This is a genomic window from Photobacterium sp. SKA34 (assembly GCF_000153325.1).
GTDB lineage: Bacteria > Pseudomonadota > Gammaproteobacteria > Enterobacterales > Vibrionaceae > Photobacterium.
The window spans coordinates 284218-308783 of sequence record NZ_CH724143.1 but is presented as its reverse complement, the minus strand read 5'-3'; the positions used below and the strand labels follow the sequence as shown (position 1 = coordinate 308783).

The window sequence follows — 24566 nt, the reverse complement described above, 5'->3', positions numbered from 1 at the left end:
GAGGTCGCATTATAGGGGGATTTTATTCGCTGACAATGTTTTTTTGACAAAAAAAAATCGTTTGAATGTTTTTTATTCAAAACGACTTTTAAAAGTATTTTTTGGCATAAATTTAGGCAGGTTAATCAAATTCACTATATTTAGAAATTGCTGATTTAAGTGAAACCGCTTGAGATATTCCACGGCGATCAGCCCAACTTACTTTGACATCAATTGTTCTTAATGCGCCAGATAGAGCCGTGATAGGTTCAGAGACGTTACAAGTAAGAGAATAACCTTTACTTATAGCCACTGAATCTATGCAATAAGTGGAATTCGCCATACTTGAAAATGGGATCAAACCAGTAGCACCGCTAACGTTATTTACACGTCTTTGGTAATACTCCATTTGTGACTCTGCTATATAAAGCGCATCTAACGTTTTTAATGCATTTTCAGACTTCACTTCCATATACGCCTGCATTTTAACAAGGCCCAGTACTCCAACTGAAAGTACAGCAAGTGAAATAATGACTTCGAGTAGGCTAAAGCCCTTTTGATTTTTATAGATCATTCCATGATCCTTTTTGCCACTTAACTTCTTTTAAATCATCAAGAGCATCTTTAAATACATCGCTATTAAAACTAAAGTTTAAAGAACCTCTAAACTTTGCTGTTAAGCCTGGAGCATCTAAAACATAACCACCTTTCGGATGAAATGCACCATTTTGGAAATAAGCTACGTAACTTTTTTCGGCTGATGTTAATTCATCTCCAGCAGATAAAAGATTCCACTTTGTTTCAGTTGGAACAAAACTGCTGTCAGGGCTTTTAAAGTGATAAATTAATGCATCAAGAGTAAAAGCACCATCTATTGATAAAATTCCATCTTGTACTACGAGTATAATACCAGCCAGACCCACACTATCAATTTTTGATTGTATTTCAGACACGTTTGAACCTAAGTCACAATCACCGACAACCCAAATACGATCAGAATCAGAGCTGATACTCGTAGCTATATCTGTAGAACAATTACTTGATCCTGATATTACAGTAGATTTATCTCTAACACCTTCTTTCCATTTATCTCGTTGAACACTAAATGTGTCAAGAAAAGGGTCAAAAACTATATCCTTAATATAATCTTCACCAAAAACAGATGGTTTATTATTTGCTGTTATCATGCTATTTATTACAGTTGATTGATAACTACCTAAACAACTTGGATATGATCCTGCATTACCCGTATGAAAACCATCATAAGGCGGATAAGCATAATGCAAGCCTTTATTAGCAAATGTTCCAATAATCTTAACGGTTCCAGCATATCTAAGTAAAACACACTCATAATCCGAACCATTTTTTAATCCAGGATCAGGATACACATCAGAATTACCGCCATCGGAATCTATAATTAAATCTGATGTTGCTTTTATTGTTCCAGAACTTCGATTTGAACCTGCGATGATCACTTTTTTAATATTTTTAGCTGCAGGATTAATATTACTTATCGACAACAATTCATATTTCCCAGTATCTATGGTATTAACCGTTATAGATAACTTGCTATTATTACAACTCGAATTGAAATAGTTAACATCTAAAATATTATTCAAATTACTTTCTTGCTTAATTTTTGAAAAACCACACTCTAGACCACCTTCTGCAACCCAGTGAGCCTGTCTCGCAAGAACTTCATTCTGAGTACGTTTTATTTGATAAAATAAATTTTTATATGACGCTAATGAAAACAATAAAGCAACAATAAGTAAAACACTTGTAATTAACAATGTAGTCATACCTGACTGACGATATTTATATCTCATTGCCAATTCCTTACTTTTACTTTTGTGAATTTTTCAGTTTTTATTGACGTATTATTTTTCACTTCAGCCTTTAGTGTCATTGTTATATATTGGCTTGCAGCAGAAGATGAACCTACAACTTCACTACTAATGTTAAAATCTGTGACTTTTATACTCTTTTCATAAATAAGTGAGTTAGCATAATTAACAGAGCATGCTGTTGTTGTATTAATATCTGAGCTTAACTCTTTATAAACAATTTTATTTCTATCTTTATAATAAATTGAATAGTATTTCTGTGTGCCTGTTTTATCTTGATATGTATAAGCAAGACAATTATTTGATGGATTTATATATACGGTTTCAATTGCTCCTGATATTTTTAAACTTGATGAACCGCCAGATACATAACCAGCCCGTAATATATCTTCTTTTATATTACGTAAAGCATCATTCACATCTTGTTGCAACATCAACTCCAAGAACGTTTATTAGCTGCATTATGTCCAGATAAGAAAACTGATCCAACAATGCCAATTGCTAATAAACCGACAACAGATGCAATTAATAACTCTACTAAACTAAAACCTTTAGCATTGCTCATAACTACCCACCTTACCTGATATCGAAGGCGCTAGAATACAGCTATATATTCGTCCTGTAGGACTATAAAGTACGGTTTTGAAAGTATATTGATCTAATGAATAAGTATAATTACCGCCAATTGCTGCAAATTCAGGTTTTCCATAAATAGGATCAAAATAGAAATGAGTTAAAGTTGAAGATGAATCTAATGTCACTAATTCAAAATTAGAACTTGCGACTAAGCCTAATAAATTATTTGGGGGATTAGAGCAATCACTACTACCTATAGATGCACTAAGTGATGAAAATAAACACCATTGCGGAACAGGAGAAGTAACTTTATGGATATATACATTACTACCTCTCATCACCGCTTCATATTTCGCTTGTACTAAAAACCACTCAACTTCTGTTGCTAATCGCTTAATCTTATTAGTTTCAATTAATTGGCTAAAACTGGGCGCTGCAATTGCCAGAAGGACGCTCATTACAGATATTGCGAGCACCAACTCCAACAAGGTAAATCCTTGCTGTCGTTTATCATGCCGATGTATGTAATGAAAATAGGAAGCCTTTTCGCGAGCCATTCCTCAAATCCCTTTTAATACGGCTCTTGATCCTTAAGAGCACCTTGATTGATAGATTAACATCAACGCAAAATAGCAAGGATAAGATAAAAATCAGATATCGATGGAACTCGTAAAATAAAGAGATTAAGGATGATGACTAAACAAAAAGGCGTGACTCTGATCGAAATGTTAATCGCCGTTGCGATTATTGGAGTGCTAACAGCAATAGCCTACCCTTCTTACCAATCTTATGTTTTAAAAGGGCATAGAACGCTAGCAATGGGAGATATGATTAAAGTACAGCTAAATCTCGAAGAGCATTTCACCCAAAATAGTAACTACAATTCGCCAGTTATTAGTAGTAGTAATTGCACCATTTGCGATACAGACAGTAATCGTTACGCATTTAGTATATCGAGTGCTACAGGTTCTTATACAATCACGGCTACAGCAAAGTCTGATAAAGGGCAGAATCAAGATGAGTGTGGCAATTTAACCCTGAATCAAAATGGTACAGGTACCCCAGCTTCTTGTTGGTAAGTCGAAAAGATTTATAGATACAAAAAAGCCGACATTACGTCGGCTTTTAAAATTCAGTGTTTAACTACTTTTAGTTCGTTAAATCATCAAAAAACTTCTTCACACCTTTAAAGAAACCTTCTGATTTTGGTTTATGCTTACTTGCAGCTTTGCCACCAAACGTTTCTTCAAGCTCTTGAAGTAATTCTTTTTGGCGTGAGCTTAAGTTAACAGGCGTTTCAACCACTAACTTACAAATAAGATCGCCCGTCATACCGCCACGAACAGAATCAACACCTTTACCACGCATACGGAACATACGACCCGTTTGCATTTCAGCTGGTACTTTCAAGCTTACACGACCATCTAGGGTTGGAACTTCAACTTCCCCACCTAATGCCGCCATTGTAAAGCTTACAGGTACTTCGCAATGTAGGTTATTGCCATCACGTTGGAAAATGTTGTGTTCTTTTACATGTACTTGTACGTACAAGTCACCTGCTGGAGCGCCAAATTCACCCGCTTCCCCTTCGCCAGTTAGACGAATACGGTCGCCAGTATCAACACCTGCTGGAATTTTAACTGATAACGTTTTGGTTTCTTCTACACGGCCTTCGCCATGACACTTATTACATGGGTCTTTGATGATTTGACCGCGGCCATGACAGTGTGGACAAGTTTGCTGAACCGCAAAGAAACCTTGACGCATTTGTACTTGACCAGCACCGTGACAAGTACCACATGTTGTTGCTGATGAACCTTTCTTTGCACCAGAACCATCACAAGAGTCACAACCTACTAAGGTAGGTACACGGATTTCTTTTGAACAACCGCGAACAGCTTCTTCTAACGTCAGTTCCATGTTGTAGCGAAGATCTGAGCCACGCTGTGCGCGTTGTTGACGACGACCACCGCCACCACCAAAGATATCGCCAAACACATCACCAAAGATGTCGCTAAAGTCTGCACCGCCGCCGAAGCCGCCGCCACCGCCGCCCATTCCACCTTGTTCAAAGGCTGCATGGCCGTACTGATCGTAAGCTGCGCGTTTTTGGCCATCAGTTAGAATTTCATAAGCATATTTCACTTCTTTGAATTTCTCTGCTGACTCGTCGTCACCCTGGTTACGGTCGGGGTGGAACTTCATTGCTAAGCGCTTATAAGCCTTTTTAATGTCACGCTCACCTGCGTCACGGGCTACGCCTAGCACTTCATATAAATCACGTTTAGACATAACTTGATTGTCACCTGGCTAGATATAGTTACGGGCGTTAGAGTAACCTCAAACGCCCGTAATTTAAATAAGATGTTAATTAATAGATATTAATAACGTTCTTATTTGTTGTCTTTAACTTCTTCAAACTCAGCATCAACAACGTCGTCGTCTTGCTTAGCTTGTTGCTCACCAGCACCATCAGCTTGTTGAGCTTGTGCTTTCTGTTGAGCGATTTCCATTAGCTTTTGAGAAGCAGCAACAACTGCTTGAACTTTCGCATCAATTGCTTCTTTATCTTCGCCTTTACGTGCTTCTTCTAGTTCAGCAACTGCAGCTTCGATTTTTGCTTTCTCATCAGCAGGAAGTGCGTCACCCGCTTCTTCGATTTGCTTACGAGTACCGTGAATTAGCTGGTCAGCTTGGTTACGAGCAGTAACTAACTCTTCAAACTTTTTGTCGTTTTCTTTGTTAGCTTCAGCTTCTTGAACCATTTTCTCGATATCAGCATCGCTTAGACCACCAGACGCTTGGATAGTGATCTTCTGCTCTTTACCCGTAGTCTTATCTTTTGCAGATACGTTTAGGATACCATCAGCATCAAGGTCGAAAGTTACTTCGATTTGTGGCATACCACGAGGTGCAGCTTGAATGCCTTCTAGGTTGAATTGACCTAGAGACTTGTTGAAGCTTGCTTGCTTACGCTCACCTTGAATTACGTGGATAGTTACCGCGCTTTGGTTATCTTCAGCAGTAGAGAACACTTGGTTCGCTTTTGTTGGGATAGTTGTGTTCTTCTCGATAAGTTTAGTCATTACGCCACCCATGGTTTCAATACCAAGAGATAGTGGAGTAACGTCTAGAAGTAGAACGTCTTTAACATCACCAGCAAGTACACCACCTTGAACAGCAGCACCTACAGCAACCGCTTCATCAGGGTTAACGTCTTTACGTGGCTCTTTACCAAAGAATTCAGTTACTTTAGCTTGAACCATAGGCATACGAGTTTGACCACCAACTAGGATAACATCTGTGATGTCACCAACAGTTAGGTCAGCATCTGCTAGCGCAACTTTTAGTGGGTCTAGAGAGCGTTGAACTAGGTCTTCAACTAGAGATTCTAGTTTTGCACGAGTCACTTTGATGTTCATGTGCTTAGGACCAGTAGCATCTGCTGTAATGTAAGGTAGGTTTACATCAGTTTGTTGTGCAGATGATAGTTCGATTTTCGCTTTTTCTGCAGCTTCTTTTAGACGCTGCATCGCAAGAGGATCGGTCTTAAGATTGATACCTTGCTCTTTCTTGAATTCTTCTACTAAGTAGTTAATTAGACGAGTATCGAAGTCTTCACCACCAAGGTGTGTATCACCGTTAGTTGCTAGAACTTCAAATGTTTTCTCACCTTCAACTTCATCAATCTCGATGATTGAAATATCAAAAGTACCACCACCAAGGTCATAAACAGCGATAGTGCGATCACCACCTTGTTTGTCTAGGCCGTAAGCTAGCGCTGCTGCTGTTGGTTCGTTAATGATACGTTTAACATCTAAACCTGCGATACGGCCAGCATCTTTTGTTGCTTGACGCTGCGCATCGTTGAAGTAAGCAGGAACTGTGATTACTGCGCCAGTTACTGACTCGCCAAGGTAATCTTCAGCTGTTTTCTTCATTTTCTTCAGAATTTCAGCAGATACTTGAGGAGCAGCCATTTTTTGGCCTTTTGCTTCTACCCATGCATCACCGTTGTCAGCCTTAACAATTTTGTAAGGCATGATTTCGATATCACGCTGAACTTCTTCGTCCTCAAAACGACGACCGATTAGACGCTTGATTGCGAATAGTGTGTTTTCAGGGTTTGTTACTGCCTGACGTTTTGCTGGTTGACCAACTAGCGTTTCACCATCTTGAGTGTAGGCAACAACTGATGCTGTTGTACGCTCGCCTTCTGCGTTTTCGATTACACGTGGTTTGTCGCCGTCAAGTACTGCTACACAAGAGTTTGTAGTACCTAAGTCAATACCAATGATTTTACCCATCAGACTATCTCCGAAATTCGTTATATTTACTTGCTACACCTAGAACGGATTCTAAAGTTAGCGGTTCGGGCTTTACCCGTGACAAATATGTTTAATGTCTTATGACTACTAAATAAGGTCGCCAGAATGCTTTTCAAGGGCAAAACAAAAATATTTTCAAAAAAAATAAAAAAACCCACTTAAGTGGGCTTTTATACTTTAGCTGATAAACGTTATTACGCTTGAGTATTTACGTTACCTGCCGCAGCTTTAGATACCATCACCATTGCAGGACGGATCACACGGCCATTTAGCTCATAACCTTTTTGCATCACCATCATTACTGTGTTTGGTGCAAAATCAGTGCTTTCTTGAATTGCCATAGCTTGGTGGAATTCAGGGTTAAACGCTTCACCTTGTGGGTTAATTTGCGCTAAACCAAATTTAGCAACGGTGTCTGTCATTGTTTTTAGCGTTAGCTCAACACCTTCCATCATCGCTTTTGATGATTCATCAGTCTTGTCTGCCATCTCAAGTGCACGCTCAAGGTTATCAATAACAGGTAATAATTCTTCTGCAAATTTGTTTAATGCATACTTACGTGCTTTATCAATTTCTTGCTCACTACGACGACGAATATTTTCGCCTTCTGCGCGTGCACGTAATGCCGCATCTTTCGCTTCATTAGCTTGTGCTTCACTTGACAGTAGCGCCGATTCTAGCTCTGCAATACGAGATTCGTATAATTCTTGTTCTGATTCAACAAACTCACCCTCTACAGCCTCTACTTCAACAGCGTCAACTGCATCATTTAGCTGCTCATCCTGTACATTGTGGTTTTTGATAGTCATGCGTTGTTCTCCGCCAAGATAATTGGGTATGTATAATCAGTAGTAGACTATTCTACGCCACTACTTTTAAACAGTCTTGGGCATATTATGGGGATGAAGTTCAATGATTCAACCCAATATTGATAACAAACAGCGACAAGTTATTTTTTCTAAGGCTATACTGCCCTCACTATTAGATGTTGGAACAAAGAGATGACGCGAATTTTTGACACCATTGCGTTAATAGGTAAACCACGTAACCCTGATGCATTACAGACTCACATGAGCCTATATCAATGGTTAGTGGCACAAAACTACACCGTATTACTCGATCATCGTCTCTCTGATGATCTTGAGATCCCTGAAGAATGTTTTTGTGATTTACTCACATTAGGTGAAAAAGCTGATCTTGCCATTGTAGTGGGTGGTGACGGCAATATGCTGGGTGCAGCACGTGTTCTCTCTCGTTTTGATATCTCCGTCATTGGTGTTAACCGCGGTAACTTGGGGTTTCTTACCGATCTTGATCCTGATGATTTTGAAGCACCACTAACACGTGTTCTTAATGGCAACTTTATTAAAGAAGATCGATTTTTACTTGAAGCAGAAGTGCACCGTCATGGACAAGTGAAAAGTCGAAATGCCGCATTAAATGAAGCCGTACTTCACCCTGATAAAATCGCTCATATGATCGAGTTTGAAGTCTATATTGATGATAGCTTTGCCTTCTCACAGCGTTCTGATGGTTTGATTATTGCGACACCAACAGGCTCTACGGCTTATTCACTGTCAGGCGGTGGTCCAATCTTATCACCTAGTTTAAATGCGATAGCTCTCGTGCCAATGTTCCCGCATACGCTTTCTTGTCGCCCATTAGTGGTTGATGGCGATCGCTGTATTAAGCTGCTGGTTTCACCTAACAATGGTAGTACGCTTGAAGTCAGCTGTGATGGGCAAGTCTCTTTACCTGTGAGCCCTGGTGATGAAATCCATATTTACCAAAGTAAAGACAGATTACAGCTGATCCACCCTAAAGATTACAGTTACTACAACGTGCTAAGAGGAAAGCTAGGTTGGTCAAGCCGCCTTTTCTGATCCTCTATCACCCTCTACAAGAATAAACATTTTCATAAAGCCAGCCTCGTACTGGCTTTATTTCTATCTGCATATCATTAACTTAACCTAAATCAAATTTTTCAGCATATTTTCTCACTCAAGACTTTACTGGTTATAGATACAGTATATACTGTATGTAAAAACAGGTGTTGATTTAAACAGGTGAACACATGCTGGCACACATGACTATCTCTAATTTTGCCATTGTTAAAGCGCTTCAATTTGAACTTAAACCCGGTATGACCACCATTACAGGTGAAACGGGCGCAGGTAAATCTATCGCTATCGATGCACTTGGCTTATGCCTTGGTGATCGTGCAGAAGCAACTATGGTTCGTCCTAATGAAGATAAAGCGGAAATATCTGCCGCTTTTTTATTGGCTAATAACCAAGCTGCTCGACGTTGGCTAGAAGATAACGATTTAATGGATGGCGAAGAATGTATCTTGCGTCGTGTGATCACTAAAGAAGGCCGCTCTCGTGGCTTCATTAATGGCAGCCCTGTTCCGGCTTCACAGCAAAAAGCATTGGGACAATTGCTGATCAACATTCACGGACAACATGCTCACCAGCAATTAATGCGTCCTGAATATCAGCAACACATGCTAGATCAATATGCAGTCACCATTCGTTACTGGATAAAACCCGTAAAACGTATCAACGCTGGCGTCAAGCGCATAATGAATTGAAGCGCTTAACCCAAAGCCGCGAAGAAAACGAAGCACAAAAACAGCTATTACAATATCAAGTAAAAGAATTAGATGAACTCGCACTCGGCGAAGAAGAATTTAACGAGATTGAAGAAGAGCACAAACGCTTATCGAATAGTGGTGAATTAGCGGTTGCAAGCCAAACGGCATTATCAATGCTTTATGACAATGACGATGGTAACGCTTTGCAACTGCTTCAAATGGCATCTCAACAAGTGTGCAATTTAGGTGAATATGACAATAGCCTGAATGTTATCCCGCAAATGCTTGAAGAAGCCATTATTCAAGTTCAAGAAGCAAGCCAAGAGCTACGCAGCTATCTTGATAACTTAGATATGGATCCACATCGATTGATCTATTTAGAAGAGCGCTTAGCTAAAATCATGTCGATGGCGCGTAAACATTACGTAATGCCAAACGAGTTATACCAAAAGCATCAAGATCTACTTAAAGAATTAGACAATCTTGATTGTAGCGATGAACGTTTAGAAGAAATGGCAGAAAACGTAGAAGCATTACGCCAAAAGTGCCTTCTTGCCGCAGAAAAGCTAAGCAAAAGTCGCCAACGTTATGCTAAAGAGCTAGATCAAAAGATCTCTGAAAGTATGCATACGCTTAGTATGGAGCACGGTGAGTTCTCGATTAATATCGCCAGCGATCCTGAACGTATGCTTAGTCCTATTGGTTATGACAGTATTAGCTTTTTAGTTTCAACCAACCCAGGTCAGCCTTTACAGCCGCTTGGTAAAGTTGCATCGGGTGGTGAGCTTTCACGTATATCACTCGCAATTCAAGTGATCACAGCACAAAAAATAGAAACACCAAGTTTGATTTTCGATGAAGTCGATGTGGGTATCAGTGGACCAACGGCCGCGATTGTCGGAAAAATGCTAAGAACCTTAGGTGAATCAACCCAAGTAATGTGTGTCACACACTTACCGCAAGTCGCAGGTTGTGGTCATCAACAAATGTTTGTTGCGAAAAAAACATCGGAAGGACAGACAGAAACGAATATGCGATCTCTAACAGAAGACGATCGTATTGCAGAATTAGCACGTCTACTCGGTGGCAGTGAAATTACTGAACGAACATTAGCCAATGCAAAAGAGTTACTCATTGCAGCTTGATTAAGTTTCGCTTATTTAGCGGTTATGAAATAAACTAAGACACAGATGCAACTATTACGAGAAGTAGTAGTCGAATATCAAAATTATTTACTTTTTTTCTTTACCGCTTTTTACTTCTGCATAGACCTTGTTTATCATCGCAGCAGTTAAAGCTAAAAAGCCAGGATGCTATGACTTGGAAAAACATTGCAGCCCTAACCCTAGCGTTAGGCTTACTTAGTGGCTGTTCAATCGCTGAACGTTTGGTCTATCGTATTGATATCGACCAAGGCAACTACGTAGAACAAAAAAGCGTTGATATGCTTCGTGTCGGTATGACAAAAGCACAAGTTCAATATGTTCTGGGCACACCTATGTTGGTAGACCCAAGTTACCCAGACAGATGGAACTATATCTTCTATGAAAAGAACGGCCATGATAAGCCGATCCAGAAGAATCTGATCTTAACTTTCAACCCACAAGCCCAGCTTGTTAGTATGAAAGGAGATTTCAAACAAGGTGCCCAATTCATGGACTCTATGAATTAATAGCTCTTGTATACACTTAAAAAAAAGCTCGCTGATGCGAGCTTTTTTATGTCTAGTAAACAGCTATTCTAAAGCTTATTTATTTTTATCAGCTTCTAATTTAGCCTGCTCTGCGCGCTTGCGGCGGATCTCACGAGGATCGGCAACTAATGGGCGATAAATTTCAATTCTATCCCCTTCTCTTGCCGTACCATCTAGCTTCACATTTCGGCTATAAATCCCAACTTTATTCTTCTTTAAGTCAATATCAGGATACATGCCTAGAATGCCAGATTGTTCGATAATTTCTTGGATGGGCGTATCAGCAACAACTGCTAATTTTAATACGCGCTGCATATTGGGTAATGCGTATACAACCTCAACGTGTATCAGTGGTTGATCAGAATGCATAAACTTCTTTTGCTCGCTGAGTAAAAGCCTGAACCATACTACCAGTTAGATCACGGAAAATTTTACCAAAAGCCGCATCTATCAAACTGCTAGTAAATTCAAATTCCAGATTAAACTCAATTTTACATGCTGTTGAATCTAATTCTGTAAACGTCCATCCACCAACAAGCTTACGGAATGGGCCATCTATCAACTGCATATCAATTTGATTAAAATCGACCAATTTATTATGCGTAACAAATGTTTTGCGAATACCGGCCTTTGCTACATCGACAGATGCCATCATGTGTTCTTGAGAAGATTCAATAACTTTACTTCCAGAACAGCCTGGTAGAAATGTTGGATATGACTCTACATCATTAACTAATTCAAACATTTGTTGGGCACTAAATGGAACAAGTGCAGAGCGGCTAATTTGTGCCATAGAATCTCCTTCAAAGAACAGATTTCTCTATAAAGCCAGTATTTAGAAGCTAAAATAGATGGCCATATAATATCATTAGTTTTCATTCTTCCAAAATTACTATTGTTTGAAAGATTAATTATGTTAAGTTCAATAGCTTATTCGACCAAATACAGCATTATTTGTGCATATTTGGGACAGCAACACCGACTTTAAGAGGTCATCATGGCTAAAAAACCAAACAAAAAGCCAGGCAGTAACACTATTGCCAAAAATAAAAGTGCTCGATTCGAATTTGCCATCGGTGATGAATACGAAGCAGGTATGGTACTACAAGGGTGGGAAGTAAAAGCTATCCGTGACGGTAAAGTAAATATGACTGAAAGTTATGTTTTCTTACGCAATGACGAAGCCTTTATTTCAGGTTTAACCATTGCTCCATTAAATGCAGCATCTACTCACGTGGTTGCCGATCCAACACGCGTACGTAAGCTATTGCTTAACCGTCGTGAACTTAGAAAGTTGGCCGATTCGGTAAACCGTGAAGGCGATACAATCGTTGCACTAAACATGTACTGGAGCACCTCTTTTGTAAAAATCAAAATTGGTACCGCTCGTGGTAAGAAGTTGCATGACAAACGTGCAGACAGTAAAGCAAAAGATTGGCAGCGCGATAAAGCGAGAATCTTGAAAGGTAATAACCGTTAAGTTACTTAATACAACATGGTGTTAGCATTTGAATAGTAATCAATCACTTGGTAATTGAATTATAATATACCTGTTGACCTAGTTAATTATTCTGCTAACATCAAACGCATCTGGGGCTGATTCAGGATTCGACAGGATCACGAAGGCTTGTGGAGCATGTCGAGGTGCGGTTTGCCTCGTTAAACAGCCGCAAAAAAATAGTCGCAAACGACGAAAACTACGCACTAGCAGCTTAATACCCTGCTAAGAGCGCTCCTGCCCTAGCTTCCGCTTGTAAGACGGGGAATAACAGGGGTTCAAACCCAAACGAGATAGCGAGGGATTCTTTGACTAGAGAGATGAACCGCGAAATAGAATTCTGGTATGTATTAGCATAGCGTGTCAATTCGCAGTGTGGATACGAGAATAAAGATTGACTAAACATGTAGCGCCATCTGTTAGACTGATTTTGGACGCGGGTTCAAATCCCGCCAGCTCCACCAAACGTTTGGAAAAGGCCACTTCTCAGGAAGTGGCCTTTTTTGTATCTAAATTCGCCATTTCTTTTTCTTACTTGTTTAACACAACATCATCGAAAACTTGAACGCCTGAGTGTTAAACCTCCTTAACTGCTCCAGCCATTCTACTATCAACCAATAAAACCAAATCTCGTCTCCCTAAACGATATCTACCTTTTATCTTCTTGCGTTAATCTTGATCAAAACACCTGTTTAAAAATAATCATTCAGCCTAATAGGTTTTAGCTATTGAATGTATCGACTATAACGATTTCCTAAATTTTGCTGTTTTAACAATAATGGATCCAGAGATTTGATTTGCACTACAGCATAAAAACTTAAAATAATATTTAAAAGGATTCCATCATGATCAACACAGAAATCAAGCCATTTAGCGCAACAGCATACAAAGAAGGCAAATTCGTAGAAATCACTGAGCAAGACGTTTTAGGTAAGTGGGCGGTATTCTTCTTCTACCCAGCTGACTTTACTTTTGTATGTCCAACTGAGCTTGGCGATCTAGCTGACCATTACGCTGAGCTTCAAGAGCGCGGTGTTGAAGTATTCTCTGTATCGACAGATACTCACTTCACTCACAAAGCATGGCACGACAGCTCTGACACTATCGGTAAAATCAACTACTACATGGTAGGCGACCAAACAGGTAACATCACTAATAACTTCAATGTTATGCGTGAAGGTCAAGGTCTTGCAGACCGTGCTACTTTCCTAATCGATCCACAAGGTGTTATCCAAGCAATGGAAATCACTGCTGAAGGTATCGGTCGTGAAGCTGATGATCTAATGCGTAAAGTGAAAGCAGCACAATATGTTGCAGCACACCCAGGTGAAGTTTGCCCTGCAAAATGGAAAGAAGGCGAAGCAACACTCACTCCTTCTCTAGACCTAGTAGGTAAGATCTAATCTTATTTACCTTTGATAATAATGAGTGATTTTATTCCCTATATAGACTCACTTATTACTTATCCTACTTTTAAATAATTCCCTTATTTAAAAGTAATAAGGCATCAAGCATAAACGTCATGTTTGGTGCCTTATTCATTCAAATACCTTCAAACATATTTAAGCCTTTTTATATAGGCGATATGTCGTATAACAGTAGATCCGCATTCTTTATCTGCTGTGAAGCCGTAAATAAATTAAAAAGGCAAGATTATGTTAGAACAAAGCATGAAGCAGCAATTAAAAGCGTATTTAGAAAATTTAAAAACAGATATCCAACTGGTATTAAGTTTAGATGATAGTGACACTGCACAAAAACTGCATGAGCTTGCTCACGAAATCGCAGAACTAAACGATAAAGTTAGTGTTATTGAAGATAATAATGCCAGTGAACGTAAGCCTGTAATGCAAGTGGTTAACCCAACCAAACAGACCTCAATCAGCTTTGCAGGTCTGCCAATGGGACACGAATTTACTTCATTGGTATTGGCGCTACTACACAGTGGTGGTCACCCAATGAAAATAGAGCAAGCGGTTATCGACCAAATCGCGGCTTTAGATCAAGATATTGTTGTTGAAACCTTTATTTCATTATCATGCCAGAACTGTCCTGATGTTGTGCAAGCATTCAACATGATGGCAGCGATTAACCCACGCATTAAAGCAAGCATGATTGATGGCGCTGCTTTCCAAGATGAAGTAACTGAACGTAATATCATGGCTGTACCGACTATTTATGTGAACGGTGAAGTCTTTGGTCAAGGTCGTATGTCGCTAACTGAAATTTTAAATAAGTTAGATACAGGCGCTGCTAAGAAAGTAGCGGCAAACCTAAACGAAAAAGCCCCATTTGATGTATTAGTTGTCGGTGGTGGCCCTGCTGGTGCATCTGCTGCAATCTACGCTGCACGTAAAGGTATTCGTACTGGTGTTGTTGCTGAGCGTTTCGGTGGTCAGGTAATGGATACCATGTCTATCGAGAACTTTATTTCTGTTAAAGAAACCCAAGGCCCCCGTTTAGCGGCAAGCCTTGAAGAGCACGTAAAACAATACAACGTTGATATTATGAGCGAGCAGCGTGTTAATAACATTGTTGAAGCGGCTGATACTGAAGATGGTTATACGCACGTTTATCTAGAAAGCGGCGCTATGCTAAAGGCGCGTAGCGTGATTATCAGTACTGGTGCTCGCTGGCGTGAAATGAACGTTCCTGGTGAGCAAGAGTACCGTAATAAAGGTGTGGCTTACTGTCCTCACTGTGACGGTCCATTATTCAAAGGCAAGCGCACTGCTGTTATCGGTGGTGGTAACTCAGGTATTGAAGCAGCGATTGATCTTGCCGGTATTGTTGAACATGTGACTGTTCTTGAATTTGCTGACACCTTACGTGCTGACCAAGTGTTGATCAATAAAGCAGAAAGCATGCCTAACATCGATATTATAAAAATGGCACAAACGACAGAAGTGGTTGGCGATGGTACTCGCGTTACAGGTATCAGTTACAAAGATCGTAACACGGATGAAATCAAACACATCGAACTTGCAGGTATTTTTGTTCAGATTGGTTTAGTACCAAATACTGAATGGCTAAAAGAGTCAGTAGTTGCATTAACACCACGTGGTGAGATTGAAATTGGTGCTCACGGTAATACCAACGTTAACGGTATTTTTGCAGCAGGTGATGTAACAACGGTTCCTTACAAGCAAATCATTATTGCAATGGGTGAAGGTGCTAAAGCAAGTTTAGGGGCATTTGATTACTTAATTCGCACCCCTGTACCAAATAATAAATAGCATAACTATTAATTTTAAAGGCCGACTCAAAAGAGTCTAATGCCGTTCGGATAAGCATCATCGTTTATACCTAAACGGATACTTGGATGGCACAAACAGGACTGAACGTGGAAACGTTCGGTCCTTTCTTTTATCTGGAAGAATAAAGTGGCTCACGGCCTCACGCATTTGCTTGAGCTTCGCTGGGAGTGTTCCATCTGGACTTAATGCTAACCACCTAAGCTGGTTGTCAATGAGGTTAATTGCTGCCGTAAAACTCACTCGAGTCGGCTTCACATCTGCATCTGCGGCTATCTGTACCATTTCTAGTCGCACTAAGTTATATGCTAGCAACACCCCCCAGAGTTCTTGTTTTACTCCAGATGGGAACCGACTCCTCAGGGTAACTTCGCTTTGCAACTGAGTTTGTTTTATCTCACCAAAGCCTTCTTCTATCTCCCAACGCTGCCAGTAGATACGCAGTAGCTCTTCGAGTGGGTATTGATTTGGGTCTACCAAAGAGGTAATAAAACCTTCAATTTCACCCGCAGGATCTTTGTACAGTATAAGCCTTGCTTGCCAGGTGTCAGGCAGCTCAGAGTTCTTCTTTCTCGCCTGCGGCGATATTGGCATCTCGATGAGCATGTCGTTGTGAGCGTATTCCTCAAGAACTTCATAACGAAGCTTACGCTTTATTGGTGTTAACCAGTGACTGTTAGTTGCCGCTTTTTGCCAGTTAATTAGTAAATCTGCAGAGAAATAGCAACGGTCGAATAAGGTTAGTGAATTACAGGGAACATCTGTTAGCAGGCGATGCGCTAATGTCGCTTCACCAACATTGCACGCATCAAACGATGCGCCCAGCATCATGCGAGTTTCAGCAGCCATCAGTCCAACTAATCGAAGCTGAGGGTAAGGTTTGTAGCTCTTAGAAATGAAGCCAAATGATTCAGCATTTTCTTCTGAGTCAGGACATCGAAAAGTCGTACCGTCGACAGCAAGAACATTGAGTTTTAGGACGCTGTTTAGCTGAAGTGCATCGGCTTTCCATGCCGAAATAGCTGTCTTAAAAAGTGCGGCTAAGGGAGCCTCATCCAATCGACGTCGACTGTCCGTGAGAACACTAGGCGCAACTCTAGACCAACTATTCTCTGGTTGAGGTTGAAGAGCTAAGTCTAGAGAGCTGCATACTTCCTTGATAGATTTGTTGCGTTGCAAACCCATCCAAATGACGAGCCATACGGCTTGTTGAGCTGGTAATCGGCGACGCCGAATACTTGCTTTGTTAGTATTATGAAGAGCCTGTTCAATCCATTCCATCTCAATAGCATTGACAACAGACTCATAGTTACTACTATTTTCTATCGTTTCATGCGCTTGGTTTAACTCATCAAATAACATATAAAAATCCCTACCAACAAAAGTTGGTAGGGATTATCACGCGATCTTAGGATCGTTCAAGTACCTTAAACGATCGGCATTAGACTCAAAAGAGTCGGTCTTTTTATTATAACAATAAAAATTAATTATTTAACTTAAGGAAATAGTATTTATTAAACAATACTTTTTCTATTTTACTTACATGCCAGAAGTTTTCTTTTTTAACTTTACCAAAAAGTACATCATTTAATTCAGTTGTATGCCAATACTTTGGATCATTAAACTCTTTATCAAGATTAAGTTCCTGATATTCATCATTAGATTTTAATGGTTCATCCGTCACACAAGCCAGACCTTGGTAGTTTAAAAATTTCGTCATTCCATAATGTTTAGATATCATTTCATCCACAGTAAGGTTAAGTTGCCAAATAACATAACTTCTGGGACCATCTGATGCCAAATATAGTTTTTTTGATAAAGACGCTAACTTATCAGCATCATATAAGTATTGCCATAATTCACTATACTCATCTTTCGTTGCTAAATGGTTATTTAAAGGGCAAAGGCTTCTAATTCCCCATCCATTTGCATCTCTATCTAAAAGCCTATCACTAAGAATAGTAAACGTTTTATTTTTTATCTTATATTGCTTCGATGTTGTTAGTTCAAACTTACTTATTTTCTTAGTGGCAATGAATTTTAAATCACTCGATATCGCTCTTAAAAACAAAGGACACTTAGGGGCATCATCATAATGGATAACAGCAGAGTCATTTTCATAAGTGTCATAATATGAAAGTGAATAGTTCCATGGACAAGACGTTAAAACATCAAGTTTTACATTTTTTAATTCGGCGCCTGTATTAGATAAGAATTCGATGTTAATTTTATTATCATCTATAAATTCAGTTTCTAATAATAATTCAGGAATAGGATTTAAAGGTAATTGCGTTCTTTCAATTTCAGTTAGATCATTTGAAACGAGACTTGCTGAAAAATAATCAGCAAAACCGTACGTCATGCCACTCGAGTGCCCATAACCAAAGCCATGAGCGATTTCATGATACCAAGTCGTGTAAGCTGAATTAGTAAAATGTCTGTACTTACTATAATCAGGTTTAGTGTACTTGTAGTAAATCGAAGCCCACCCACCTGTCGTTGTTTCAAATAACGATAAGTTTGGCGTACTTCCCCCTCCGACGCCTTCTGCTTTGTATTTATTTCTCATCACTTTTAATGTTAATCGGTGACCCTCTGCACCAAATCGCATTAAATTTCGTTGTGAAATAGGAAGTAAATCATCACTATAATTATCACATTGTTCGTTATTCAGACTGCATCGTCTTTCAAAAAAATCATCTTTTTCTTTTGTGTAATTAAATGTATTTGCTAATAAATGCATATTAGCTAAATAGACCTCAATAATTTTTCTTTCTACTTCATCAGGTAAAGAATAACATGCCGTACCATCGCCTTCTTTTTCAGAACATAAATCTTGATAAGGCCCCATTATCATCTGGGGGTTAAACATTTTAGTTTGGCTTTCAAGTTTTATATCAGCGGGAGATACAGAATAAAAATCGAGTATTCCAGAGCTATATGGTGGTAATTGTTGTGATAATTGTATTAGCACTATATTACCGTCAAACTTAACAGAAAGCATTTTTAAAGGTAATGATGTTTTATTATCTATGTGCCAGTAACCATCAATATAATTGAAATATATATCTGTAAAGTTAAATTTATTGCTCGGTTGATTGCTTTCAATATTACTGATAACAGCGTCAATTATCGGTGTTTTTTTTGGTGATACAAGAAGATTTGTCTCAGTATATTTTACATTTTCATATTTTATCGATGTCAACGGTTCCTTTTCAAATAAAGCTTCTATTTCACAATCATTATTTACGCTATCAATGGCATATAATTCACCTTTTAATTCGCCATTACATCCTTTTATAGAAATAAGCTTATTAAATTTACTTGGGGATATAGTTACATTAGTTTTTTTATCTTTTTCTATATGAAAATCTGATGGTAACAGCTCACCATCGCCCTCAATTTTAGACGTTACGTGATATTTTTTCGTCTTAAATTCAGCATTAATGTTACAGCTACTTATATCATTAATAATATAATGACCATTATCAAGGTAACCGTTACAGCCGGAAATTTTATGTAATATATATTGAGTATTATCTTTTATAATAAATCGGTTTTCTTTATCAAATACTAATAAATCTGAATGAGGAACGTTTACACCATCAACTGAAACAAGTAAGTTAATATCTTGTTTTTTTTCATTTTGATCCGGTATCGGAAGCGTCTCATCTCCTTCAATATTCTCATCAACAGCTATTGAATCTTCAGGCTGAGGAGAAACATTATTTCCCATGTCTTCATCAACAACCGTTGAACCTTCAGGCTGAGGAGAAACATTATCTTCCATGTCTTCATCAACAACCGTTGAACCTTCAGGCTGAGGAAAAACATTATCTTCCATCTCTTCATCAACAACCGTTGAACCTTCAGGCTGAGGAAAAACATTATCTTCCATCTCTTCATCAACAACCGTTGAACCTTCAGGCTGAGAAGAAACATTATCATTTATAACGGGAGGGTTTTCTGGGGGTAAGGCATCATTACTGTCAACAACGTCTTGCTCATTAGAGCGTGCAAAAGACTCTACATCAGATAAAGGTTCAATATTACTTTTTTCATTATCTTCCTTACAACCAAACATAGCCAAAAGCATAATTGAAACCACTATATATCTCACCAACTATTCCCTTAATCAATACAATTTAACCAAGAGCATACACAATACGCATCTATGCGCATAACGAAGTGATAGTGTATTCGATGATTCCTTAGCTCAACCTCTCATCTACAGCTTAAATATTGATTTTATTGAAATTATCATAGCAGTCTTTCTTGTATTTAAAATTCCTTCTATGATGACAATCTCACCCATAGTTATTCCAATAAGGAATCAATAAAATTGTTAATATTAAATATCTATTAATAAACACAATACCGATTAAATACCTATAAACACTAAGCAATGCGGTTATTAATTTCCATTTCAAATAAAATATGCATCGAAACACATATCAATCCTGAATAAGACATCATGAAAACCAACCAAACTCATTAATATAATTATTTTAATCAATGCCTTATAATCATTAACGCTATTAAAGTGACATTTCATACAGTATTAGCGATATTCTTTTATAGCCACTTTTTTTTAATCGCGTATTTTGTCCCTTTTTTTACCCATATTTCCTTCAGGGTATATTTCTTTAACTAGATAAATCGCACTTTTGTTCCTTGAGTGATTCCTTTATTACAATTATCAGTAAACTCAGTTATGACTTTTAAGAATGCCCTTTGCATTCTCCTTTTTTAAAGCAGGAAGCTAATGTTATGGAATATTTAGAGAGAATTAAGCGTTTGGCTAAGGTACAAGGTATCAGCCAGAAGCAACTTGGCGAAGCTCTAGATCTTCAACAAGGCACGATGAGCCGTAAACTATCCGGTAAGTACGGCATTGAAGTTCGTGAACTAGATAAAATTGCAGATACATTAAATACCTCTATTGGTTATATTTTAACAGGTCAGGTCGATACTGGTACTCAAGCAACAACAACAATCAGTACTGAGTTAGATAGTGCCGCAACATGCACTTACATCCCTGTTATTCACCGTAAAGACTTTTCAGCATATAACGACGGTAGCTCTGTCGAGGTGATCAGCAAGCGTGCGATCCCCCAGCATCTAGAGCGTGAAGAGTGTTTAGGCCTATTAATCGATAACGAAAATATTTCACAATGTGCGCCTGTTGGTAGCTATGCACTAGCGACAAAAAATGCTGATTACCGTCCTAAGCAACCTGTTTTTGCCTCTGTTCGTGGGAGTGAGCCTGACTTTTACCATATGACGCAACTCGCTGATGGTGTTGTATTCTCGACATCACAACCTGATTTTCCTAACTTGTTCGTTAACAACGATGAGTTTCAAATTCACGGTTACATCATCCAATCTGATTGGGCTTACGATCGCCTGTAATTATCAGAGGTAATCAAAGTAACGAAAGCCTGCAAGAAATCGCAGGCTTTTTTATTTTCCTTTTCCCAATATCATTTCAATAGTTTACCGACTCAATATCTTTCCAGTACACTGAGACGCATTCGATTTGATTTAGGTATTCACTCATGCAAACAGTTATGGTCGCTTCAACTAACCCTGCAAAAATTGCTGCTGTACGCGATGCTTTTTCTCTCGCTTTTCCTATGCTTTCTTTTAATGTTGAAGGTATTGCTGCTCAAAGTGGTGTGCGAGATCAGCCCCTAACCAATGAAGAAACCTTATTGGGCGCACGAAATAGGGTAAAACACTGTCGTGAACAATGTCCTAAGGCTGACTATATTGTGGGATTAGAAGCGGGGATTGACGATAAGTTTACGTTTGCATGGATGGTGATTGAGCATAATGGGCAATATAGTGAATCACGCTCAGCATCATTACCGTTACCGCCATCAGCACTTGAGAAAATACAACAAGGAATGGAGTTAGGTGACATTATGGATGAAATGTTTAACCAACAAAATGTGAAACAACAAGGTGGAGCAATTGCGATGCTCACAAATCATTTATTAACGCGAAGCTCGGTTTATCAGCAAGCGTTAATCTTGGCTTTGATCCCTTTCCTTAATCCGCAATTGTTCTAACAAAAAATAGGATATTGTTGAGTTAACAATATCCTATTTTCAACATAATTATTGCTCTGGTTTATTCTGCGCAAGAAAATTCGCTAACCATACTTTTGTTTCATCATCCTGATGTTTTAACTCATTAGAACCTCGGGTGATTGTAGCGACACCGACCCCTAATAATTCACTGATCTTACGCTGACTTCGTTCACCATTCAGTAATTCATGGACGATATTCACACGTGCAATTAATGCTTCTCGCTCATCATGGGTTAATAATACTTGGAGTAACAACGCATCTCGCTCCTCTGCAGAAGCATGGCGGATCAAATCAAGTACATTCTGCCACTCGGTGAAGTCAGGGCTGTCAGAAGTTGTTGTCATAGTTACCTCATCAGGTATGTCATCTTGCTGCAGTGTACCTTGATAATCTATCGACACCAAGATATCAGCCAGTAATTCTCGTTATTACAAATAATAAAAAGCCGAGTGTCACGACACTCGGCTTTTATGGTTAATCGCGATAGGTAAGTCGCTGTTATTAATAACGTGCTTTTAATTCTTTCTGTGTTAATAACGGTGCCTTTTTACCCATTAGTTCGTTGTAGTACACATCGAACATAAGCACGTTTTGCACATAACCTCGAGTTTCATTAAATGGAATTTGCTCAATAAAGCTATACACATCTAACTTACCATCGGTCTGTTTTTTCCACTGTCTTACACGACCAGGTCCTGCGTTATACGAGGCAAAAGAATAGATACGATTATCGTCGTTTTTATCTAGCATCATTTTTAGATAGCCACTGCCTAAGCGAATATTAACGCCGGGATCGAATAAGCTTTCTTTACCGGAATAATCTCGACCTAATTTCTTCGCCGTATGCGCTGCTGTTGCTGGCATTAATTGCATTAAGCCACGCGCACCAACGTGTGATTGTGCATGAATATTTAAGGCACTTTCTTGTCGAGCTAATGCCATCATGGTTGATGTCGGTATACCACGTTTTTTACTAAAGAAGTCAAACCACCATTTATGCGCGAGTGGAAAACGAAGTGCCATATGATCCCACAATTTACCTGAAATAGTCGCCTGAACCGCTAAGTGATGCCACTTATGTTTTTCCGCATAAACCGCTAACTGACGTTTAGTTTGTACCCCTTGAGCTTTCGATAACAAATAGCCCCATTCACGGTTAGCTGCTACCAACCTATCAGTATCAATCAACTCACCAATACGCTTTAATGTCTTTATATGTGGCTGGATCAGCTTCGTCGAAGTTGGCCCTTTTTGATTAGGGTATACAATCGGCTTGTGTAAAATTGTTGCAGCGGCAGCACTGTAAAAATCACGTTCGCCTAACAGTGATTGATAAATTTTATCTGCTTGCTTCTTCTGGCCTTTTTTTGCTAGCAGCTGAGCTTCCCAGAATGTCCAGCGAGAGCTATCTTTCGCCTCTTTGGGTAGACGATTGATCCACGTTTGTACGCTACTCCAATCCGCTTCACGGATCGAATTACGAATACGGCGCTCTAAAATACTTACGTTCTGGCTCGTTTTCAGTTTACTATCACGCCATTTCGCTAGCACAGGATCGCTGGTTGACATAAGTCGTGATGCAACCGCATCAGCCAATACTTGCTTGGTCGCTTTATCAAAATGCTGACCTGAAACCACTTGGTTATATGAAGCAACAGCTTGCTTAACATCAGTACGAGCTAATCGATAATATGCAGGTTCAGTTAACGCTTGGTTGAACTTCGTCACTTTGCTTTGTTTAGCAAAATCAGCAACACCTTGAGGCTTATCTAATAGCGCAAGGATTTTATCCCCTGTTGCTTGTGCACTACCCGATAATTGTTTATCAAGGTAAGCCACTAAACTCTTATTTCCTTTTTCAAACGCTAGCAACATACGATCAAGGATCAATGTATTAGTACGTTTCCCCGCAGCAGTCCATGCATCTAATAATGGATCACAAACCGAAGGCAATGAACTCCCCGTCTTCCACAGTTTCTCGGCTCCCGCCCACGCTTGGCTTGCATGGCCCGTTTGGCTCTTAGCATAGAAGTAAGAACATTTTAGAGAAGTGCGACTTGGCTCTGTCGGCTGTACCGATAGGAAATCGCGCCACCTGTCATCTCCAGCAAGAGAAGACAAGTAGTTACGCTGAATGGTTTGGCTAAAAGGCAATGCCTTATATTTGTTAACAAAGATTTTTACTTGGCTAGGTGTTTTATCATCTAAGTCTTTATTAAATAGACGGTATTCCAAGTATGGATATAGCGGATACCCACCTAATTTTCTTTTGTTAGCGTTAAATGTTGCCATGTCTTTTTTATCAAACGCTGATTGCGCTTGATCATACCAAGTACGCTGTTGCTCTAACGATGCTGCCTGCACTGTAAACGTGCTAACAATACCCAGTGATAACAGTGCTATTGAAAAAATATTAGGGGAAGTTGGAATGCGTGGCACTAGAAGCTCCATGTCAATATAGATAAAAGTAAAATCCCTGTTGCTATGGCTAAACGGTACCAGCAACTAAATCTGAGACAATAATATTAGCAAATAATTCATAAGCCGATTCAGATAACAGAATAGCCTTTTGTAACATTAATGCGAAATCAACCTGCTTTTTTGAGTCAGTTTTTTATTACTCTCACCACTAAATATAAACAATTCTGTTAAACTTCAGTCCAGAACAGGTAAAATATTCCCTTTCATTTTTTAAGTAG

Annotated in this window: 22 protein-coding genes, 1 other RNA gene and 1 pseudogene; 10 read left to right on the top strand and 14 right to left on the bottom strand. The window is 39.1% G+C overall.

Translation table 11 applies throughout. The features are described from left to right. Positions 1–121: 121 nt before the first annotated feature. Genes SKA34_RS14370 through SKA34_RS14355 form a run of 5 tightly spaced genes read right to left on the bottom strand, consistent with a single transcriptional unit; the run spans position 122 to position 2959 of the window. Complete coding sequence (locus tag SKA34_RS14370) at positions 122–553, bottom strand: prepilin-type N-terminal cleavage/methylation domain-containing protein (protein WP_006646255.1); 432 nt, start codon at positions 551–553, stop codon at positions 122–124. Then, complete coding sequence (locus SKA34_RS14365) at positions 543–1808, bottom strand: hypothetical protein (protein WP_006646254.1); 1266 nt, start codon at positions 1806–1808, stop codon at positions 543–545. The genes SKA34_RS14370 and SKA34_RS14365 overlap by 11 nt, the downstream gene beginning before the upstream one ends. Next, positions 1805–2260, bottom strand: coding sequence for a hypothetical protein (locus SKA34_RS14360; protein ID WP_006646253.1), 456 nt, complete (start codon positions 2258–2260; stop codon positions 1805–1807). Before SKA34_RS14360 ends, SKA34_RS14365 begins: the two co-directional genes overlap by 4 nt. Further along, on the bottom strand, positions 2260–2391 hold the full coding sequence (locus tag SKA34_RS23680; RefSeq protein ID WP_006646252.1) for a PilW family protein: 132 nt from the start codon (positions 2389–2391) through the stop codon (positions 2260–2262). Before SKA34_RS23680 ends, SKA34_RS14360 begins: the two co-directional genes overlap by 1 nt. Continuing rightward, positions 2378–2959 (bottom strand): Tfp pilus assembly protein FimT/FimU, encoded by a 582-nt coding sequence (locus SKA34_RS14355; protein ID WP_232284281.1) that lies wholly within the window; start codon positions 2957–2959, stop codon positions 2378–2380. Before SKA34_RS14355 ends, SKA34_RS23680 begins: the two co-directional genes overlap by 14 nt. Positions 2960–3091: 132 nt before the next feature. Here SKA34_RS14355 and SKA34_RS14350 point away from each other — a divergent pair, with 132 nt between their 5' ends. Further along, entirely contained in the window at positions 3092–3481 is a 390-nt protein-coding gene (locus tag SKA34_RS14350) for a type IV pilin protein (protein WP_006646250.1), read from the top strand. Between the two features lie 70 nt (positions 3482–3551). On the opposite strand, the gene dnaJ is transcribed toward SKA34_RS14350, so the two are convergent. The 3 genes from dnaJ to grpE all read right to left on the bottom strand — a co-directional run bounded on the left by dnaJ (position 3552) and on the right by grpE (position 7539). Beyond that, positions 3552–4694, bottom strand: a complete 1143-nt coding sequence (gene dnaJ, locus SKA34_RS14345) for a molecular chaperone DnaJ (RefSeq protein ID WP_005369459.1) — start codon at positions 4692–4694, stop codon at positions 3552–3554. Between the two features lie 101 nt (positions 4695–4795). Beyond that, positions 4796–6709, bottom strand: a complete 1914-nt coding sequence (dnaK, locus tag SKA34_RS14340) for a molecular chaperone DnaK (protein ID WP_006646249.1) — start codon at positions 6707–6709, stop codon at positions 4796–4798. Between the two features lie 215 nt (positions 6710–6924). Beyond that, positions 6925–7539 (bottom strand): nucleotide exchange factor GrpE, encoded by a 615-nt coding sequence (gene grpE / locus SKA34_RS14335; RefSeq protein ID WP_006646248.1) that lies wholly within the window; start codon positions 7537–7539, stop codon positions 6925–6927. A 192-nt stretch (positions 7540–7731) separates the two neighbouring features. On the opposite strand from grpE, the gene nadK reads away from it, so the two are divergent. From nadK to bamE, 3 genes and pseudogenes are all read left to right on the top strand, one after another. Further along, positions 7732–8613 carry an NAD(+) kinase gene (nadK, locus tag SKA34_RS14330; protein ID WP_006646247.1) on the top strand — a complete coding sequence of 294 codons (882 nt, stop codon included), beginning with the start codon at positions 7732–7734 and terminating at the stop codon, positions 8611–8613. Positions 8614–8804: 191 nt separating this feature from the next. Continuing rightward, positions 8805–10471: pseudogene (recN, locus tag SKA34_RS14325) on the top strand (DNA repair protein RecN). A 170-nt stretch (positions 10472–10641) separates the two neighbouring features. Beyond that, the gene (bamE, locus tag SKA34_RS14320; RefSeq protein ID WP_006646244.1) at positions 10642–10998 is read left to right on the top strand and encodes an outer membrane protein assembly factor BamE; all 357 of its coding nucleotides are present in this window, start codon (positions 10642–10644) and stop codon (positions 10996–10998) included. Positions 10999–11073: 75 nt separating this feature from the next. Here bamE and SKA34_RS14315 read toward each other — a convergent pair whose 3' ends face one another. Next, positions 11074–11388: an RnfH family protein gene (locus SKA34_RS14315; RefSeq protein ID WP_006646243.1), complete on the bottom strand. Its 315-nt coding sequence runs from the start codon at positions 11386–11388 to the stop codon at positions 11074–11076. Then, a complete protein-coding gene (locus SKA34_RS14310; RefSeq protein ID WP_006646242.1) occupies positions 11378–11812 on the bottom strand; it encodes an SRPBCC family protein in 435 nt (144 codons plus the stop codon). Before SKA34_RS14310 ends, SKA34_RS14315 begins: the two co-directional genes overlap by 11 nt. Positions 11813–12016: 204 nt before the next feature. Here SKA34_RS14310 and smpB point away from each other — a divergent pair, with 204 nt between their 5' ends. The 4 genes from smpB (at position 12017) to ahpF (ending at position 15753) form a co-directional block, all read left to right on the top strand. Beyond that, positions 12017–12499 (top strand): SsrA-binding protein SmpB, encoded by a 483-nt coding sequence (gene smpB, locus SKA34_RS14305; RefSeq protein ID WP_006646241.1) that lies wholly within the window; start codon positions 12017–12019, stop codon positions 12497–12499. A 112-nt stretch (positions 12500–12611) separates the two neighbouring features. Beyond that, positions 12612–12981: a transfer-messenger RNA gene (gene ssrA, locus SKA34_RS22660) on the top strand. Between the two features lie 381 nt (positions 12982–13362). Continuing rightward, complete coding sequence (gene ahpC, locus SKA34_RS14300; RefSeq protein ID WP_005369476.1) at positions 13363–13920, top strand: alkyl hydroperoxide reductase subunit C; 558 nt, start codon at positions 13363–13365, stop codon at positions 13918–13920. 252 nt (positions 13921–14172) lie between these two features. Beyond that, complete coding sequence (gene ahpF / locus SKA34_RS14295) at positions 14173–15753, top strand: alkyl hydroperoxide reductase subunit F (RefSeq protein WP_006646240.1); 1581 nt, start codon at positions 14173–14175, stop codon at positions 15751–15753. Between the two features lie 57 nt (positions 15754–15810). On the opposite strand, the gene SKA34_RS14290 is transcribed toward ahpF, so the two are convergent. Together SKA34_RS14290 and SKA34_RS14285 are read right to left on the bottom strand one after the other, a co-directional pair. Continuing rightward, a complete protein-coding gene (locus SKA34_RS14290; RefSeq protein ID WP_006643914.1) occupies positions 15811–17133 on the bottom strand; it encodes an IS4-like element ISPhsp1 family transposase in 1323 nt (440 codons plus the stop codon). A 121-nt stretch (positions 17134–17254) separates the two neighbouring features. Continuing rightward, positions 17255–19891: a hypothetical protein gene (locus SKA34_RS14285; RefSeq protein WP_157044500.1), complete on the bottom strand. Its 2637-nt coding sequence runs from the start codon at positions 19889–19891 to the stop codon at positions 17255–17257. Positions 19892–20541: 650 nt separating this feature from the next. Here SKA34_RS14285 and SKA34_RS14280 point away from each other — a divergent pair. Together SKA34_RS14280 and yjjX are read left to right on the top strand one after the other, a co-directional pair. Then, positions 20542–21183 carry a helix-turn-helix transcriptional regulator gene (locus SKA34_RS14280; protein WP_006646238.1) on the top strand — a complete coding sequence of 214 codons (642 nt, stop codon included), beginning with the start codon at positions 20542–20544 and terminating at the stop codon, positions 21181–21183. A 146-nt stretch (positions 21184–21329) separates the two neighbouring features. After that, positions 21330–21845 (top strand): inosine/xanthosine triphosphatase, encoded by a 516-nt coding sequence (gene yjjX / locus SKA34_RS14275; RefSeq protein ID WP_006646237.1) that lies wholly within the window; start codon positions 21330–21332, stop codon positions 21843–21845. A gap of 48 nt (positions 21846–21893) precedes the next feature. Here the strand turns inward: yjjX and trpR are convergent, their stop codons facing one another. After that, positions 21894–22211 (bottom strand): trp operon repressor, encoded by a 318-nt coding sequence (gene trpR / locus SKA34_RS14270; RefSeq protein ID WP_039860686.1) that lies wholly within the window; start codon positions 22209–22211, stop codon positions 21894–21896. Between the two features lie 157 nt (positions 22212–22368). Continuing rightward, positions 22369–24318 (bottom strand): murein transglycosylase, encoded by a 1950-nt coding sequence (gene sltY, locus SKA34_RS14265; protein WP_006646235.1) that lies wholly within the window; start codon positions 24316–24318, stop codon positions 22369–22371. Positions 24319–24566: the final 248 nt, after the last annotated feature.

What these genes read in the sequence shown, in the direction of transcription:
- dnaJ (WP_005369459.1), bottom strand. Translation starts at nt 4,694, where the DNA reads ATGTCTAAACGTGATTTATATGAAGTGCTAGGCGTAGCCCGTGACGCA.
- SKA34_RS14360 (WP_006646253.1), bottom strand. Translation starts at nt 2,260, where the DNA reads ATGTTGCAACAAGATGTGAATGATGCTTTACGTAATATAAAAGAAGAT.
- SKA34_RS14310 (WP_006646242.1), bottom strand. Translation starts at nt 11,812, where the DNA reads ATGGCACAAATTAGCCGCTCTGCACTTGTTCCATTTAGTGCCCAACAA.
- ahpC (WP_005369476.1), top strand. Translation starts at nt 13,363, where the DNA reads ATGATCAACACAGAAATCAAGCCATTTAGCGCAACAGCATACAAAGAA.
- yjjX (WP_006646237.1), top strand. Translation starts at nt 21,330, where the DNA reads ATGCAAACAGTTATGGTCGCTTCAACTAACCCTGCAAAAATTGCTGCT.
- grpE (WP_006646248.1), bottom strand. Translation starts at nt 7,539, where the DNA reads ATGACTATCAAAAACCACAATGTACAGGATGAGCAGCTAAATGATGCA.
- nadK (WP_006646247.1), top strand. Translation starts at nt 7,732, where the DNA reads ATGACGCGAATTTTTGACACCATTGCGTTAATAGGTAAACCACGTAAC.
- ahpF (WP_006646240.1), top strand. Translation starts at nt 14,173, where the DNA reads ATGTTAGAACAAAGCATGAAGCAGCAATTAAAAGCGTATTTAGAAAAT.
- smpB (WP_006646241.1), top strand. Translation starts at nt 12,017, where the DNA reads ATGGCTAAAAAACCAAACAAAAAGCCAGGCAGTAACACTATTGCCAAA.
- sltY (WP_006646235.1), bottom strand. Translation starts at nt 24,318, where the DNA reads ATGGAGCTTCTAGTGCCACGCATTCCAACTTCCCCTAATATTTTTTCA.
- SKA34_RS14315 (WP_006646243.1), bottom strand. Translation starts at nt 11,388, where the DNA reads ATGCATTCTGATCAACCACTGATACACGTTGAGGTTGTATACGCATTA.
- bamE (WP_006646244.1), top strand. Translation starts at nt 10,642, where the DNA reads ATGACTTGGAAAAACATTGCAGCCCTAACCCTAGCGTTAGGCTTACTT.
- SKA34_RS23680 (WP_006646252.1), bottom strand. Translation starts at nt 2,391, where the DNA reads ATGAGCAATGCTAAAGGTTTTAGTTTAGTAGAGTTATTAATTGCATCT.
- SKA34_RS14280 (WP_006646238.1), top strand. Translation starts at nt 20,542, where the DNA reads ATGGAATATTTAGAGAGAATTAAGCGTTTGGCTAAGGTACAAGGTATC.
- SKA34_RS14290 (WP_006643914.1), bottom strand. Translation starts at nt 17,133, where the DNA reads ATGTTATTTGATGAGTTAAACCAAGCGCATGAAACGATAGAAAATAGT.
- dnaK (WP_006646249.1), bottom strand. Translation starts at nt 6,709, where the DNA reads ATGGGTAAAATCATTGGTATTGACTTAGGTACTACAAACTCTTGTGTA.
- SKA34_RS14365 (WP_006646254.1), bottom strand. Translation starts at nt 1,808, where the DNA reads ATGAGATATAAATATCGTCAGTCAGGTATGACTACATTGTTAATTACA.
- trpR (WP_039860686.1), bottom strand. Translation starts at nt 22,211, where the DNA reads ATGACAACAACTTCTGACAGCCCTGACTTCACCGAGTGGCAGAATGTA.
- SKA34_RS14350 (WP_006646250.1), top strand. Translation starts at nt 3,092, where the DNA reads ATGATGACTAAACAAAAAGGCGTGACTCTGATCGAAATGTTAATCGCC.
- SKA34_RS14355 (WP_232284281.1), bottom strand. Translation starts at nt 2,959, where the DNA reads ATGGCTCGCGAAAAGGCTTCCTATTTTCATTACATACATCGGCATGAT.
- SKA34_RS14370 (WP_006646255.1), bottom strand. Translation starts at nt 553, where the DNA reads ATGATCTATAAAAATCAAAAGGGCTTTAGCCTACTCGAAGTCATTATT.